Origin of the sequence: Mycobacterium sp., assembly GCF_002863225.1 — a bacterium.
Lineage (GTDB): Bacteria > Actinomycetota > Actinomycetes > Mycobacteriales > Mycobacteriaceae > Mycobacterium.
The window spans coordinates 21,747-37,777 of the sequence record NZ_PKEK01000039.1; the positions used below are offsets into that span (position 1 = coordinate 21,747).

Sequence of the window (16,031 nt, forward strand, 5' to 3'; positions counted from 1 at the left end):
CACCGTAGAAACGGGTCAAGCACGCCGGGCTGGTCCGGTCGGTGACGGCGGCGCGGAAGGCCCGAGCCGATGACGGTGGGACACGACGCCGGCTGATCGAGGCGACCGCCCAGATCATGTACGAAGAGGGCTACGCGGCGGCCACGTCGCGCCATGTCGCGGCCAGGGTCGGAGTCAAACAAGCGCTGGTCTACTACTACTTTCCGACGACCGACGATCTGTTTCTCGAGGTACTCAAAGCGGGCGCGGAAGCCGCGCTCGAGCAGATGCGCGCGGCGCTGATCGCCGACGACCCCATCCGTGTGCTCTGGCAGATCAACAATGACGTCCGCGGAACTGTGCTCAACACTGAATTCATGGCATTGGCCAATCACCGCAAGGTGATTGGGGCCGAACTCAAGGCGTACGCCGAACGGGTGCGCGATATAGAGACGGCCGCGACAACGATGGTCATGCGGGCCAGCGGTGTCGATCTGGAGGCCTATCCGCCGGTCGCCATCGCCATGCTCATCGCTCAGATCGCCCGCAGTCTGGGCAACGAATCCGCGATCGGGGTCACCCAGGGGCACCGCGAGCTTCAAGACCTCATCGAGCGCCATCTCGTCATGCTTGCAGCGCCGGGCTCGACCGTCAGCAGATAAGCGTCCGCGGAGCCCGGGCCCGCTTCGGGCCCGGCGGTAAGCAAGCGCGTCGATGAAAGCGCCCCTTCCCGGATCACCTATCGACAGGCGCGGTGACTCGTGCCAAGTCCTGATCGTACGATCAACTAACCGGCCTCACGATGACGGTGGACGCGGGAACCACGCTCAAGTAGCGCCGCACCGATCCACGTGTGAAACATGTTGCGCGACAACCAAAACTAGTTGGACGGCGGGTTGGTGAGCCGGTAGACGGCTCGTTCGATGCCGGGCAGGATGTCGGTGACCTCGATGTCACCGTGGGTGAATTGGCTGAGAAATCCGAAGATCACACCGGTCAGGATCAGTTCGAGGTCTTGCGCGAAGCCCGGATCGGCCGATGAGAGAATGCTTTTGATGACCGGGACCACGGCGTCGACGCCGTGCTGGATGAGGCCCTGGCCGCCGGGTCCCGATCGGGCTTGAAAGTAGGACCGCAGCATATTGGGGTGTCGTTCCCAGGGTTCGAAGAGGGCGCGCTGCACGTGCATCAGGTCGGCGTAGAGCGAATCACCCGGTAGTTCATCGGCCAGAGCGGTTAGCCCCGCGTAGCGATTGGCGTCCATCCACCACAGCAGGGCGGCGACGATCAGCTCATCACGGGTTGCGTAGCGCTTGTAGATCGTCGCCATGGACACTCGCGCACGCCGGGCGACCTCGCGCAGCTGCACGGCCTCATATCCCTCGGTGTCGAGGATGTCGACCACGATTTCCAGGATCGGATCGCGTGGCACGGCGGGTGGCCCGCCGTTGGCCGCCTGTTGCAGTTCAACCTCTGTCGCACGCACGGTAACCATGTTACTGTGCCGTCAGAGTAACCGGGTTACTCGGCGCGAATACGCCGGGATCCGAAGGTAGGGATGGGAGTTGCAACGTGGGTTCAGTGGACGGCAAAGTCGCCTTCATCACCGGAGTTGCACGCGGTCAGGGCCGCAGCCATGCGCTGCGCCTGGCGCGTGAAGGCGCCAACATCATCGGCATCGACATCTGCGCAGACATCGCCGCCAACGGCTACCCGATGGCATCGCGCGCCGAGCTCGAGGAGACGGTCGAGTTGGTGGAGCGGGCCGGTGGCAAAATCATCGCCACCGTCGCCGATGTGCGGGCCTTCGACGAGGTCCAGGCCGCCGTGGACGCGGGGGTGCAGCAGTTCGGGCGCCTGGACATCGTGTTGTCCAACGCCGGGATCGCACCGCTGGCGTTCCGGCAGTTGAGCATCGAAGAAGAGCTGGCGCAGTGGCGGGCGGTGACCGCGGTCAACCTCGACGGGGCTTATCACACGGCGTGGGCGACCATCCCGCATCTGTTGGCAGGCAACCGTGGCGGGTCCATCGTGTTCACCAGCTCGACAGCGGGGATCAAGGGCTTCGGCGGGCTGCAGGGCGGTGGCCTGGGCTATGCGGCATCGAAAACCGGGATCGTGGGTTTGATGCGGGCGCTGGCCAATGTGCTTGCGCCGATGAGTATTCGGGTCAACACAGTTCACCCGACAGCGGTCAACACGATGATGGCCAACAACCCCGACATGGTCGACTTTCTGGAGAAGAACCCCGGCGCGGGCCCGCACATGCAGAACCCGATGCCGGTGGCCCAGCTCGAGCCCGAAGACATCAGCGCGGCCATCGCCTACCTGGTTTCCGATGACGCCAAGTACGTCACCGGTGTGACGTTCCCGGTCGATGCCGGGTTCTGCAACAAGGTCTGACGCCTCGATGACACACAGCACACCGCCGGGCCGGGTCGCGGGCAAACGGGTCCTGGTCACCGGCGCCGCCCGCGGCATGGGCCGCAGTCACGCGGTCCGCCTCGCTGAAGAGGGCGCCGACCTGATCCTGATCGACATCTGTTCCACACCTGAGGGTTTGGACTACCCACTGGCTACCGAAGACGACCTGCAGGAGACCGCTGACCTCGTCGGCGAACACGGCAGGCGCGCGATTACACAGGTCGTTGATGTCCGCGACGAGGAGTCGATGGCGTGGGCGGTCAACGACGCGGTCACCGAGCTCGGCGGTCTGGACGGGGCAGTCGCCAACGCCGGGGTCCTCACCGTCGGGACATGGGACACCACCACCGCCGCCCAATGGCGCCTGGTCCTTGACATCAACTTGATCGGAGCGTGGAACACCTGCGCGGCGGCGTTGCCGCACCTGATCCGCAACGGCGGAGGCAGTCTGGTCAACATCAGCTCCTCAGCCGGGATCAAGGGAACCCCGCTCCACCTGCCCTACACCGCCTCGAAACACGGCATCGTCGGGATGACACGGGCGCTGGCCAATGAGGTTGCCGGGCAGAACATTCGGGTCAACTCCGTGCATCCCACCGGGGTCGCCACCGGCATGGCCCCGCCGGCGATGCACCAGCTGATCGCCGAACGCGCCGACCTGATCCCGATCTTCCTCAACGCGCTGCCCGCGCCGCTGATCGAGGCAGGTGATGTCAGCAACGCCGTGCTGTACCTGATCTCTGATGAAGCCCGCTATGTCACGGGTCTGGAAATGAAAGTCGACGCCGGTGTCACGATCCGATAGGGGCCAGCGATGAGCGTCAACGAGCGACACGCACGGGGAACACGCACATTCAGTGAGGTGATGACCACCGCGGCGCCTGATGACGCCAGCCCGTTCAGCTCTGGATTGCTCGACTTCGTCTTCGCCGAGGTGTGGACGCGGCCGGCGCTGAGCCGTCGGGATCGCCGCTTTGTCACCCTGGCCTGTGTCGCGGCCGCCGACGCCGTCGCACCCCTGGAGCAGCACGTCTACGCCGCACTCAACAGCGGTGATATCACCATCACCGAAATGCGGGAAACAGTCCTGCATTTCGCGGTCTATGCGGGCTGGCCGAAAGCCTCCCTGTTCAACATGGTGGTCGACGCTCAATGGGCGACCATCACCGCCGAGCGCGGCCTACCCGCTGATGAGCCCGAGCCGTTGCTGCCCCTGGCATCGGACAGCGACCCCGAACAGCGCCTGCTCGGCGGCGAGGAATCGTTTCGTGACATCAATTGCGTGCCCTACACACCGCCCCGCGACAACCCCTACACCGGTGGGGGAATCTTGAACTTCGTGTTCGGGGAGATGTGGCTGCGTCCCGGGCTGGGCACCAAGGAGCGCCGCCTGATCACGGTGGCCTGTGTCGCATTCCAGGACACCGAAATCCCGATCCTGTCCCACGTCTACGCGGCGCTCAAAAGCGGTGATCTGTCTTTTGAGGAGATGGACGAAGTGGCACTGCAGTTCGCCGCCTACTACGGATGCGCCAAGGCCGACTACCTCAACACCGTGATCGCCGAGCAAAAGCAGCGCGTGACCGCCGAGGCCCGCACCGACTCCACCGTCGCCGGTTAAGCACCCCACCAAGGACATTCACGATGACGACGAGCCCATCAACGCCGCTGCGATCGGGCGCGTTACTTATCGGCGGAGAACACATCAGCGTGTCCTCCGGCGGAACCCACCAGCACATCTACCCCGGCAATGGGCGGTGCAACGCGAGCATCCCGATGGCCGGCGATCGCGAAATCGACGCCGCCGTCGACAGCGCCTGGGACGCCCACCGCCAGTGGACGTACTACCACGTCGACCGCCGCCGCGATCTATTGATGAATCTCGCTGACGCGGTGCGCGATCACTTCGCTGAGCTCACCGAACTCAACGTGCACGACTTCGGTACGCCGATCTCGATGGCCGGCCACTCAGTGCTGACCGAACAATTCCTGCGCTACTACGCCGGTTACGCCGACAAAGCCCACGGCAGCAACACACCAGTCAGCGGCGCTTTCGACGTCAACATCGTCGAGCGCGAACCCTACGGCGTCGTGGCAGTCATCGCGCCCTGGAACGGGCCGCTGGTAGTCATCGGCGCCGCCGTCGCTCCGGCCCTGGCCGCCGGCAACGCCGTCATCCTCAAACCCTCCGAACTGGCCGCGTTGGGGCCTCTACGGTTCGGCGAACTCTGCCTGGAAGCAGGGCTGCCGCCCGGGCTGGTGAATGTGCTGCCCGCGGGCCCCGAAGGCGGGCAAGCGTTAGTCAGACACCCACGGATCGGAAAGATCCACTTCACCGGCGGGCGGTCGACCGCGCAGAAAGTGCTGCAGGCCGCGGCCATCAATCTCACACCGGTCGTCGCGGAGCTCGGTGGCAAGTCGGCCTTCCTCGTCTTCGACGACGCCGACCTCGATATATCCGCCACCATTGCCGCCTACCAGGGGCCGATCGTGCAGGCCGGCCAAAGCTGCGCCTGTGCGTCCAGGATTCTTGTGCACGCCTCGGTCTATGACGCGTTCATGGACAAATTCGTCGCCGCCGTACGCGCCGCCAAGATCGGTGACCCGCTGCAGCCTGACGTCATGTTCGGACCCGTCGTCAGCCAAGACGCCGCCGACCGCATCCTGCGCGTCATTGACGCCACGCTCAGCGAACACGCGGGCGAACTGATCACCGGCGGAAAGCGTCTCGGCGGTGAGCTCGTCGATGGTTTCTACATCGAACCCACCATCTTCGGCAACGTCGACAACCGCTCAGCGCTGGCCCAAAACGAAACCTTCGGACCCGTCACCGCCGTCATGCCCTTCACAGACGAGGCCGAGGCCATCAACCTCGCCAACGACACCCGCTACGGACTCAACGCCTTCATCCAGACCACCAACCTGCAGCGCGCCCACCGCGTCGCCCGCAGTCTGCAGGCCGGCTCGATATGGGTCAACAGACACAGCGACATCGAGCCGCAAGGACCCTACGGCGGCTACAAGCAGAGCGGGTTTGGCCGCACCGGCGGCATCGAAGGACTCCACGAATTTCTGCAAACCAAAAACATCCGCATCGGCATGAACTGAAATCCAGTCTTCCAACACAATTCGCGGCCGCGCTCACGGCGGGCATTGAGCCACACGAGGTATCGATCGTGCGGGTTGGCTTCGTTGATCTCGGCAGCCAAGGCGCGCCCATGGCTCGCCGCATCGTCGACGCAGGCTTCCCGCTGACCGTGTGGGCCCGCAGAGCAGAAACAACCGCCGCGTTCGCCGACACCGCCGCCGACATTGCGGAAACCCCAGGAGCTCTCGCCTCCGTTAGCGACCTCGTGTGTATCTGCGTCGTCGATGATGCCGGCGTCGGGCAAGTAGTCCACGGATACCACGGTGTTCTCGCGGGCATGCAGCCAAGCACGACCCTGGCTATCCACAGCACCGTCAATCCGGCCCTCTGCCGCGAACTAGCCGCACGCGCGGAACAACGGGGCATCACGGTCATCGACGCACGCGTCAGCAGCGGAGGACCCGCTGCGGCCGAAGGTAAACTTCTTGTGATGACTGGCGGCGACGAACAGGTGATCACCCAATGCACGCCCGCATTCGAAACATTCGCCGACACCATCGACGCGACCCGTACGCTGCCCTGCGTCCAGCTGGTGTGTTCGGCCCATTCGTAGAGCAGGTGCCATTGGACAAGCGCGACGCGGTCGACGAGCCGGGCGGCGACGATTTCGATGACGAGCAGCACATCATTTACCGTCTGGCCACCCGAGTGCGTCGAAGACCGCGACGGGGTTGAGGTAGTCGCGCCAGTGCACAATCTCACGGTTACGCAGGGTGATCACTGATACGAATCTGTTGGTGTAGAGGCGATTCCCATCGACCGTGCGGCCTTCTGCCGCGTATTCGAGTATCGCGACCACTTTTTCGATGTCTCGGTACACGGCGAGGTCAAAGCAGCGTTCTAGACGGATCGAGGTCCCATACGGGCGATACAGTTCGGCGAGCGCTTGCCGGCCCTCGACACGTGACGGGTATCCCGGCACGGTGATCACATACTCGGTCATGACGTCTTCGGCCATCAGATCGAAGAAGTGTCCGGCATCGACCAACCCGTGTAACCCCTGCTCGATTATCCGAAAAAAAGGATCCAGAGCGCCAAAATCCTGCGGGTTTGCTATAGGGCTCTTCATCGTTGCGCCGTCCTCGGTTTCGTTGCGGTGTAGTGGCTTTCACTAATGGCTTGGTTGGCGCGGATGGGCAGGACGGACAACAGCAGCCGCATCGGTTGGTCGCGGTCGTTCAGTGTCGCGCTAACGCAGTCTCCGGAGCCAGGTCGCCAGACCGACTCCCACGGCATGCGGATCCTCCAGCGGTGTCCAGTGCAACCCCCCGGCAAAGACGGTGACGGCGACGAGATGGGCGGGCACTGCGTTCACGGTCTCAGCATGGCCAGCAACCAGGACGACCGCAATGACCTATTGCTGTCAATTCCGGACATCGGCCGGCAGGGCACGCGTCGAGTCATCATTTTTACGGTGGCCTCGGGTGCAGCTAGCTCGGAAGTGGATTAGCCACGGGCTACGTAGTTCGCTCGTCGAGGCGATCCACCGGGTCCTGGAACGCCACGGATGGGCGGATCTTGGTCGAGCTTAATGAGGCGCGATCCTCCGGTGCGTCTCTATTTACGGACCACTCGTCCGGCGTTTGGGTGGCATCCCAGCTCAGCAGTAGACGCAGCTTTTCATCGGCGGCGGATCCTCGCGGCGCGGTGTACACCGTCAGCGTCTGCCCATCGGCATCCGGGACACAAAAATTCTGGTACTGCAGATCCAGCACCCCTACAGCTTCGTGGAAGATGCGCTTGTCGCCGGAAGTGTGTTTCGCCAGACCGTAATCCGCCCACCATTTCGCGAAGTCCGAGGAGGCCACCGTGAGCTCCCCGACTAGGCGTTCCAGTTCTGGATCTTGAAATCGAGGGTCATGGGCGCCGCGCAGGGCAGCTACGGTCGTGCGAGCGACCTGGTCCCAGTCGGGGTAACGCACGCGTGCAACGGGGTCGAGAAAAAGCCATCGGGCGATGTTCCGTTCCTTCCCCGGCATTTCGTCGAAGTCCGCCAGAAGGACCTTGCAAGCGCGGTTGATGGCAAGCACATCCATACGTCTGCTTTGAATCATCGCCGGCATCGGGTCCAAGCGGTCGACGAGATCGGCGAGTCCCCCTCGCACGATCAAGCGTTCGGCAGGCCGGCGTCGAGCTTTTTTGGTCGTGACGTCGACGAGAGCGCGCAGGTGCGCCCGCTCTAGAGCGTCGAGGCGCAGGGCGTTCTCGATCGCAACGAGTACCTGGTCAGAGACACGGCCGATGCGCCCTTGTTCGAGCCTGGCGTAATAGTCCACGCTGACTCCCGCCAGAGCGGCCACCTCTTCGCGACGAAGCCCACTGCGGCGGCGTGGAGTCGGTGAAGCCGGGAGTCCTGCATCAGCCGGGCTGAGTCGCGCGCGCCGCGAAGTCAGAAAATCGCGAAGATTCGCCTCCATACCGCGATTGTCCATGATGGCTTTCCGCGCCAGTAGCGCATGAGTAGTACCGGCAGTGCTAGGTACCGAAGTACGCGCTATCGCGCCTGCCCGGCACGCAGCAGGTGCTCCGATAGACAGACCGCACCGAGACAAACACAGGAGATGTAGATGAGCAAAGTCTGGTTGATCACCGGAGCAAATCGGGGCTTCGGCCTCGAAATCGCCAAAGCCGCACTGAGTGTTGGCGATACGGTTGTGGCTACAGCGCGCCACCCAGAGCAGGTCGCCGACGCGCTACCTGATGCTCAGGGCGGTTTGCTGGTTTCCCAGCTCGACGTCACCGACCAACGTTCCATCGACCGCACGGTCAGTGAGGCTGTCGACCGCTGCGGACGCGTCGACGTACTGGTGAACAATGCGGGCTACGGTCAGCTCGGCATGTTCGAGGAACTCTCTGAAGAACAGGTAGAACGTCAATTTGCCACCAACGTCTTCGGGGTCTTCAACGTCACCCGTGCTGTGCTACCACACCTGCGTGCACGGCGGTCCGGTCACATCATCACCATCTCCTCGATTGCAGGAATCGTTGGGGGTGCCGGATCCACCATTTATGGAGCTACCAAATCGGCAGTCGCCGGCTGGTCTGAGGGCCTCGCCGAGGAGGTAGCGCCGTTCGGCATCAAGGTCACCGTCGTCCACCCCGGCATGTTCCGCACCGACTTCTTGGACCCGACCTCGGTCGGCCACGGCGAGCGCAAAATCGACGACTACAACCAGGTCTCCGAGGAACAACGGCGGTGGCTTGACAGCATGAATCACGCCCAACTGGGTGATCCCGCCAAGTTCGGTCCCGCCATTGTCCACATCGCCAATTTGTCAGATCCGCCCGCGCGCTGGGGCGCCGGCAGCGACGCGATCGAGGCGTTCCAAACCCGTGCTGACCAGTTGCTCAGCAACAGTGAACAATTCGAAGCGTTGACTCGATCCACCGACGTCACAAGTTGATTCAGGACCAGGTCTGCCCGAGTTCGGGAGCCCCGACGGGGTTGTTCCTCAACCATTGTCGGCGCCGACCCGTCTCGGGCGTCACGCCGTAGGTCCAGTTGTGGCCAACTCGATCTCGCGCTCTCCAATGACTACGACTGCGTCGAGTTCGTTGATCTCGGGTTCTGTCAGAATGATATTCGCCTCGCCCGCATTCTGTTCCAGATAGGCGGCGCGGTCAGTTCCCGGGATCGGCACTGCTGTAGGTGATTTAGCGATTGTGAGGCCGCGCTTGTACCGCTCAACGGTATCGGCCTGCTTACAAGTCTCACTCAGAGTGCCGACGACGTCGGCGAGATGGTTTCGGGCAATCTCGTAGATCAGACGCGGGGTGCAGTTCCTGCCGCCCTGTTAGTCGGTGCGCCTCGAAATCAACGGACTGCCAGTAACGAGAAGTCACTTCCGCTAAGTGCGACGGCGCCACATGCGTTGACAATTTGGCCAACCTCGCTGGTCTTATGTGCGCTGATAATGGCCAACTGAGTCTCCTCCGCTTGATGGTGCAGATACCTGAGGAAGGTACTGAACGCGGTGAGGGTTTCGAGCTCGACGCCGGGGTATTGAGGTGCTCGCGATGCGACGTAGCCTTCCAGGACCTTTTCCATCCGCTCGTCGTGGTCACGAAGAACGTTGTCTTTCTGGAGTAGATCGAACTCGGTGCGGTAAGCCGTCAGCAGCATTAGCGGAGCCCCTCGCCGGTCAGCCTCGGCGAAGCCCCAGTCCAGCACCGCTTCATCGTTCGCTGAACCGTCGATGAGAGCGATGATCGATCTGTTGTCCGGGAAGTCATTTCGAACGACCGCTACCGGGCAGCTCGCACGCTCCATCAATGTCATTGCGGTCGAGCCGAATCCGCTGCTGTAGGTGTTTCCCGGTTCAGCATTTCCGATGCACAGCAGTTGTGCGGATTGCGCCGCATCGATCAGCGCGGGCAACGCGAGGCCCTCGACGACGTCGACCTCGATCTTGACCGATGGACTCAGGGCTTCGACAGCGGCTTGGGTGGCATGAATCGCCTGCTCGGCCGCGTCTGAAAACTCATGACAAGCCTGGCGATTTGGACCGATTCCCACCTCCGGACAGTAGAGGAGTCGCAGGAGCGTGTCGGTGCCGGCCACTTCACCGACGGCCCAGCGCGCCGCCCGTATCGCACCGTGTGATCCGTCGATCCCCACCACTACCGGTCTTGTCGAGAAAGATTCGGACATCGTAACTCCTGAGGTTCTTGAGGGTCGGTGACGCGTCAACGCGATGGACGGGCCACGATGACCGGTACTTCGGCGGACTGTACGACGGCGTTGCTCACCGACCCCAACACCCGCGCCAGTACATTTCGGCCGCGAGTCCCGACCACAATGAGCTGTGTTGAGTGCGATGCGTCGAGAAGCGCTCGGGCCGGCCGATCGCCGACCAACCGTTGAGCCACTGTGACATCGGGATAGCGTTCCTGCCAGCCCGCCAACGCCTCCGCCAAGGCACGCCGCTCTTCTGCCTCGACCTCAGCCCAATCGATACCGGGCAATTCGACTAATTCGCGATCGGTCCACGCGTGCAGCGCGATGAGTGCCGCTCCGCGCAGGGAGGCCTCCTCGAACGCGATTTTGATAGCCAGCTCTGAGCTCGGAGAGCAGTCGATACCCACCAGGACGGACTTCTGCGTGGGCTGAGATGACGCTGCCTGTTGGTCACGTACTACCGCGACCGGACAGTACGCATGCCGAACAAGGCCAGAGCTGACGGAGCCGAGCAGTCCGCGGGCCATGGCCCCCCGCCCGTCGGTGCCAACTACCACCATGGCCGCGCGGCGCGACATGTCGACCAGTGTGGGAACCGTAGCCGCGAAAAGCAATTCGCCGTTGATCTGTATCCGCGCACCGTCGGCGGCGGTGTCGTAGGCCATCTTGAAGGCGCTCGCGAGCATGTCGCGGCCCTCGGTCTGCTGCCAGCCCTTCAATCGTTCTAAAAGTGGAGCTTGGGCCCAGGTCGGTGCTGCGGGATTCTCCACATGCGTCAACGTCAGAGGCACGCCACGCATAACCGCCTCATGCGCTGCCCAGATCACGGCAGCATCTGAAGCGACCGACCCGTCGACGCCCACAATGATCCCGTAATCCGTTTTGTGCGAGCTCATCTCACGTCCTTTCGTAAGTTTGTTGCGCGATTGAGACGACGAGCCGTACAGCGATGCCGCCGCGCGAACAGGTCATTCGTGTCGGGCGACAATCACCGGTGTCTGGGATGCGTGCGCGACCGCGGTGCTGACGGAGCCGAGTGCCATGCCGGCAAATCCGCCTCGACCGTGACTACCGACAACGACGAGTTGTGCGTTGTCAGCAAGTTCGAGCAGATGGGTGGTCGGTCGGTCGTCCACCACGACCTGCTGGACTCGCACGCCGGGATAGTGGCGCTGATGTTTGGATAGGCGCTCGGTCAGCATTTCGCCGACATCGGCGAGGCCTGCCGTATATTTCGTATTACGAAGCTGCGCGAGATCTGCGTCGTTTGCGGCATGCATCACTACGAGATTCGCGCCGCGCATGGACGCTTCCTGGAATGCGATGGCGGTCGCCAACTCGGATGCCGCCGATCCGTCGGTGCCCAGGAGCACCGGCTCGGTGGTCGCTGTCGAACTTGAGGAGGCATCTTGGTGAATGACCGCTACGGGACAGCGGGCGTGGTGGATAAGCGCGGTGCTGACCGATCCCAGCAGTAGGCGGCTCACGGTGCCGAGTCCGCGGGCTCCGGTGACGACCAAGTCCGCGTCCTTCGACATGTCGAGCAGTTTCGATGCAGGCTGGGAGAAGTAGGACTGGCAATCTAATTCAAGTGACGCGTGGTCTTTCGCCGCGTCATGAACATCCGTGACGGCGTCTTCGAGGATGCCCTGAGCATCTGCTTCGTAGAGTTCACGCAGCTCTGATCCGAACCAGAACGGGTGCGGCATCGAGATCACATGCACCAGCGTGAGACGCGCGTTGCGCATGACCGCCTCGCGCGCTGCCCAGCGAACCGCGACGTTCGAATATCCTGATCCGTCTACACCGACAACGATGCCGAGATGCCCTCCTGAGCCGGTCATTTGAACGTCCCTTCCTGCTCGTGTCCGCGCGTGCCGGGCAGTTGTCGAGGCCACTTCTGAGACTTCGACACTAAGAGCCGACGCTGGTCACCGGCAGGAGGCCTTGGTCCCTAATGGCAGGACCCATTGGGCCTTTCGCGTCAGCAGCCATAAGCGCGAGTCGGCTCGGCACCACAATCGGGTCTCCGGGTCAGAGCGTCCTGCGCGCCGATCGCTCGCTAGAGATCAGTGATCGGTGCGGTCCAGCGCACCGTCGTGCCACCGGTGGACGGTGATGTAATTCGGCAGACTCCGCCGACCCGTTCCGCCCGTCGCCGCATATTCGTGAGTCCACTCTGCCGCTGGTTGTCCGCGGGGATTCCGCAACCGTCGTCTACCACGGTGATGCTGAGCTCGTCAGCGACTGTCGCCTCGACAGTCAAATGAGTTGCGCCGGAATGCCTGACGGCGTTGCTGACGGCTTCTACAACAACGGCCTCGGCTTCTTGCGCTAAGGCAGGCTCGATGGCGGTCAGTGGACCGGATATGCGCAAAGCGGTGACTATGTCTCGGTTTTCGGTGAGGTGAGCGACCGCGTCTTGAAGTCGTCGCTGCAAACTAGGGTCGCCCGCAGGATTTGATTGCAGCTGAAAAATCGTGGCGCGGATTTCTTCGATGGTGGTCTGAAGCTCGTCTATGGTGCGGTTGAGCCGGGCAACCAGATCTGGATTACGTGCGCGGGCAATGGTGCCCTGCACGTCTAACCCGATGGCGAACAGTCGCTGTATGACGTAGTCATGGAGGTCGTGTGCGATGCGTTCGCGATCCGCCAGGATTGACAACTCTCGGGCACTTTCACTATTGGTGGCGAGAGCCAGAGCGAGGGCAGCCTGGCTGGCGAAGTCGCCCACCAGATCGAGGTAGCTGCCGTCAAAGGGAGCTTGGTCCCTCCCGCGAGCGACGGCGATGACCCCTTTCACCGTTCGCTCGTAGCGCAGCGGCATCACTATCGCGGAGCGTTGGCCGGCATCGGTAAAAGCTTGGATGGGATAACGGAAAGACTCGGTGATCAGGGGTGCCCCGGATCGAAACACCTGGCCGGTCGTCGAACGGTCGACGGGGACCTCTTGGCCGACGACTTCGTCGGCGTGCGTACCGACGGCGGCAGATACGACCAGCCGGTCGATCTCGTCTGCGGGTTGCTCGGCGCTCGAGGGGGTAAGCACGATCGCCTGTTCGGCATCAGCCAAGTCTCGGACCTGTTCGGCAATCAATTGCAGTGGGCGATGCATTGAACCGGTGCCCAGAAGCAACTCCGTGATGATCCCACGGCTGGCGGCCAGCCAGTCGGCTCGCCGCTTGCTGTGCTCGAAAAGTTGTGCGTTGTCGATCGCCATCGCCGCCGCAGACGCGAACAGCTGTACGGCGGTCTCGTCAGCTTCGGTAAAGCTCCAATCCGGACGGTCATCGATCAAATAAAGGCCGCCGGACAGGTTGCCTCGAATCTTGATTGGCACGCCCAAGAGAGCGCCCATTTGCGGGGAGCGCTCTGGAGAGCCGCTTGACGGCGGGTCCGAACGGACATTGTTCAGACGGACTGGTGTTTCACGGTTGAAAACGGCGCCAAGGACGCCCTTGCCCGTCGACGCGGCGCCGATGCTCGCGGCTAAGCCGGGGTCGGTAATCGAATGCGTGAACGAAGTCAGCTTGCCCGCCGAATCGCGCATTGCCAGCGCACCGTAGCGGCAACCGGTCATCGCGATACCCGCAGCAATGACGCGACCCAACGTCGACTCGAGGTCGTGCTCGGATCCGGCCTCGACGATGCCGCGGAGCAGTCGCTGCGTCTGGTCGTGATCCGCGAGGAGTGCCTCGATGCCTGGGGAATCTCGCGCGGCCGGGGCATGCTTGCCGCAGCCGGCGCGCGACGTATGAAACTCGCCATCAACCACCGGTGCGAAACCTCCGCGGCCCCCGTCGCTGCTCTGGATGTTACGCCTCGAATGGATTGGCGCAGCGATTTATTCTGCGGCCGGACCGACACCATCGCGTGGTGGCACCGCGCTGGCCGCACCGGCTCAGTCTCGACTTCTGCCCCTCAAACTGGGTGCCCTTGTGCCCTAAGCACCCAGCCGGCATCGGCGTAGAACAACGGGTGAAAGCGGATGGGTATCTGGTGACGAGGTTGTCTGTCTTCGCCGCTACGACGTACGACAGTCTGCGATGTGTAGGAAATCCAGGGAGACAGCATGACTGCAGTTCGCGACGCGAAACCGGTAGTCGTCGGAATCGACGGATCGAAGGCAGCTCTTCGGGCGGCGGTGTGGGGAGCCGTCGAAGCGCTCGAACACGATGTGGCCCTCAAGCTGCTCTGCGTCATCGATTGCGCCAGGGCCGTCACCGAGAGGGTCGTCGGTGCGCAGCACCTCGTGGCCGACGCAGCGTTGCGGGATGCGTACCAGGCGGTGGAAGCATTGCAGCGGCCTATCAAGGTGGAACTGGAGACCATCTGTGGCGATCCCGGCGCTGTCCTGACCGAGCAGTCGCGGGCCGCGGCGCTGTTGTGCGTAGGCGCTCCGAAGGCACATCCGCGCGGGCCGTTCGATTCGTTGGCGGGCCATATGGCTGAATTCGCTTGCTGCACCGTCGCTATCGTCCCGGAGACGGAAGCGGCTATAGGGCAGCGAGGTGGTCGGGTCGTCACTGTACTGGATCCGTCGTCGATCGACTACGACGTCCTCCAGTTGGCTATGGAGGAGGCGGAGCTGCGTCGGCTCGCGTTGTATGTGCTGATGACAACGGCGGCGACTGCTGCGGCGGACGAGTTGCTGATCAGCTGGTCGCAGTGCTATCCGCATATCGATCTGCATGTGCAGCACGCCGAACAGCTACCGCAGTATGTTGAAGAGCACGAAAGGTCAGTCAAGTCGGTCGTTCTCGGTGCCGGTCAACACTCTGACGTCATGAGGCTGGTGGAGCTGATCAAGTCGAGGGCCGCTGTGTACAACGACTTTTCGGTGATAGTTGTTCGCAGCGAGCATCTTTAGCATCGTTGGCCCATGCGCGGAGTGGCACGGGTGTGGATCTCGTCGTTCGCCGAATGCGCAATGATGACCGGAATCTGTACCGCTTGCAGCACGGCGTTGCTCACCGAACCCAGCAGCGCCCGCGACACGGCACCACGCCCGTGACTGCCGATCACAGCGAGTTGAGCGGATTTCGACCGCTCGACAATGGCGTGCGCCGGTCGATCACACACGACTTCACGGCGCACATTCACGTCGGGGTAGCGCTCCTGCCAGCCGGCTAAACGTTCTGCCAGGCAGTGTTGTTCTTCGGCCTTGAAGCTTGACCAGTCCAATGCGGGCATTTCTTGCATGATGAGGTCGGACCAGGCGTGTATCGCGATCAACGGCGCGTTGCGCCGAGATGCTTCATCGAAGGCGATCGCAGTCGCTAGCTCGGAAGCTGGAGACCCGTCCACCCCTAGTAAGACGGGTGATGCTGAGTCGGATGTTGGCGCCGCGGCGTCTTTGACGACAGCGATTGGGCAGTGCGCATGGCGCACCAGATTCGTACTGACCGAGCCAAGTACGTTGCGGGCCAATGCTCCTCGCCCGCGGTCGCCCACCACCACGAATTCGGCACTCCTGGACAGATCTATGAGGGTTGGCGCGGTGCGGGCACAGACCAATTCAGAGTCAACGGGAATCGGGCGACCGCCCTGCATGCTGTCGACGGCAATTTTCAACGCATCGTCGAGGATTCGGCGTCCGGCATCTTCTTGCCACATCGCGACTTCCTCAACATGGGGCGATTCAGGCCAGGAACCGGCAATGAGATTGATCGTATGCACGAGAGTCAGTGGAATATGACGGAGTACCGCTTCGCGTGCTGCCCACGAAGCAGCCGCCTCTGAGGCCGGCGATCCGTCGACTCCGACGACGATGCCACTGCGGATCGAATCTGACACGTTTCG

General features: G+C 62.8%; 17 protein-coding genes. 8 read left to right on the forward strand and 9 right to left on the reverse strand.

What is annotated here, in order from left to right:
• Positions 1-41: 41 nt before the first annotated feature.
• Positions 42-641, forward strand: a complete 600-nt coding sequence (locus CYU59_RS09145; RefSeq protein ID WP_292988421.1) for a TetR/AcrR family transcriptional regulator — start codon at positions 42-44, stop codon at positions 639-641.
• Positions 642-859: 218 nt separating this feature from the next.
• Here the strand turns inward: CYU59_RS09145 and CYU59_RS09150 are convergent, their stop codons facing one another.
• Positions 860-1,444 carry a TetR family transcriptional regulator gene (locus tag CYU59_RS09150; RefSeq protein WP_292989021.1) on the reverse strand — a complete coding sequence of 195 codons (585 nt, stop codon included), beginning with the start codon at positions 1,442-1,444 and terminating at the stop codon, positions 860-862.
• Between the two features lie 107 nt (positions 1,445-1,551).
• On the opposite strand from CYU59_RS09150, the gene CYU59_RS09155 reads away from it, so the two are divergent.
• From CYU59_RS09155 to CYU59_RS09175, 5 genes are all read left to right on the forward strand, one after another.
• On the forward strand, positions 1,552-2,382 hold the full coding sequence (locus CYU59_RS09155) for a mycofactocin-coupled SDR family oxidoreductase (RefSeq protein WP_292988423.1): 831 nt from the start codon (positions 1,552-1,554) through the stop codon (positions 2,380-2,382).
• Between the two features lie 7 nt (positions 2,383-2,389).
• Positions 2,390-3,208 (forward strand): mycofactocin-coupled SDR family oxidoreductase, encoded by an 819-nt coding sequence (locus CYU59_RS09160; RefSeq protein ID WP_292988425.1) that lies wholly within the window; start codon positions 2,390-2,392, stop codon positions 3,206-3,208.
• Positions 3,209-3,217: 9 nt separating this feature from the next.
• Positions 3,218-4,024: a carboxymuconolactone decarboxylase family protein gene (locus CYU59_RS09165; protein ID WP_292988427.1), complete on the forward strand. Its 807-nt coding sequence runs from the start codon at positions 3,218-3,220 to the stop codon at positions 4,022-4,024.
• A 23-nt stretch (positions 4,025-4,047) separates the two neighbouring features.
• Positions 4,048-5,511 (forward strand): aldehyde dehydrogenase family protein, encoded by a 1,464-nt coding sequence (locus CYU59_RS09170; protein WP_292988429.1) that lies wholly within the window; start codon positions 4,048-4,050, stop codon positions 5,509-5,511.
• Positions 5,512-5,579: 68 nt separating this feature from the next.
• Positions 5,580-6,104, forward strand: coding sequence for an NAD(P)-binding domain-containing protein (locus CYU59_RS09175; RefSeq protein WP_292988431.1), 525 nt, complete (start codon positions 5,580-5,582; stop codon positions 6,102-6,104).
• Positions 6,105-6,176: 72 nt separating this feature from the next.
• On the opposite strand, the gene CYU59_RS09180 is transcribed toward CYU59_RS09175, so the two are convergent.
• The 3 genes from CYU59_RS09180 to CYU59_RS09190 form a co-directional block, all read right to left on the reverse strand.
• Complete coding sequence (locus tag CYU59_RS09180) at positions 6,177-6,539, reverse strand: hypothetical protein (protein ID WP_292988433.1); 363 nt, start codon at positions 6,537-6,539, stop codon at positions 6,177-6,179.
• Between the two features lie 201 nt (positions 6,540-6,740).
• A complete protein-coding gene (locus CYU59_RS09185; RefSeq protein WP_292988435.1) occupies positions 6,741-6,866 on the reverse strand; it encodes a hypothetical protein in 126 nt (41 codons plus the stop codon).
• A gap of 142 nt (positions 6,867-7,008) precedes the next feature.
• The gene (locus tag CYU59_RS09190) at positions 7,009-7,968 is read right to left on the reverse strand and encodes a helix-turn-helix transcriptional regulator (protein WP_292988437.1); all 960 of its coding nucleotides are present in this window, start codon (positions 7,966-7,968) and stop codon (positions 7,009-7,011) included.
• A 150-nt stretch (positions 7,969-8,118) separates the two neighbouring features.
• On the opposite strand from CYU59_RS09190, the gene CYU59_RS09195 reads away from it, so the two are divergent.
• A complete protein-coding gene (locus CYU59_RS09195) occupies positions 8,119-8,955 on the forward strand; it encodes an oxidoreductase (RefSeq protein ID WP_292988439.1) in 837 nt (278 codons plus the stop codon).
• A 410-nt stretch (positions 8,956-9,365) separates the two neighbouring features.
• Here the strand turns inward: CYU59_RS09195 and CYU59_RS09200 are convergent, their stop codons facing one another.
• The 4 genes from CYU59_RS09200 to CYU59_RS09215 form a co-directional block, all read right to left on the reverse strand.
• Positions 9,366-10,202 (reverse strand): universal stress protein, encoded by an 837-nt coding sequence (locus tag CYU59_RS09200; RefSeq protein WP_292988441.1) that lies wholly within the window; start codon positions 10,200-10,202, stop codon positions 9,366-9,368.
• Positions 10,203-10,237: 35 nt separating this feature from the next.
• Positions 10,238-11,125, reverse strand: coding sequence for a universal stress protein (locus tag CYU59_RS09205; RefSeq protein WP_292988443.1), 888 nt, complete (start codon positions 11,123-11,125; stop codon positions 10,238-10,240).
• A 72-nt stretch (positions 11,126-11,197) separates the two neighbouring features.
• The gene (locus CYU59_RS09210) at positions 11,198-12,073 is read right to left on the reverse strand and encodes a universal stress protein (RefSeq protein ID WP_292988445.1); all 876 of its coding nucleotides are present in this window, start codon (positions 12,071-12,073) and stop codon (positions 11,198-11,200) included.
• Positions 12,074-12,291: 218 nt separating this feature from the next.
• On the reverse strand, positions 12,292-14,004 hold the full coding sequence (locus tag CYU59_RS09215; RefSeq protein WP_292988447.1) for a GAF domain-containing protein: 1,713 nt from the start codon (positions 14,002-14,004) through the stop codon (positions 12,292-12,294).
• A 297-nt stretch (positions 14,005-14,301) separates the two neighbouring features.
• Between CYU59_RS09215 and CYU59_RS09220 the strand changes: the two genes are divergently transcribed.
• A complete protein-coding gene (locus tag CYU59_RS09220) occupies positions 14,302-15,099 on the forward strand; it encodes a universal stress protein (RefSeq protein WP_292988449.1) in 798 nt (265 codons plus the stop codon).
• Here CYU59_RS09220 and CYU59_RS09225 read toward each other — a convergent pair.
• Positions 15,096-16,025: a universal stress protein gene (locus CYU59_RS09225; protein WP_292988451.1), complete on the reverse strand. Its 930-nt coding sequence runs from the start codon at positions 16,023-16,025 to the stop codon at positions 15,096-15,098. The genes CYU59_RS09220 and CYU59_RS09225 overlap by 4 nt on opposite strands.
• Positions 16,026-16,031: the final 6 nt, after the last annotated feature.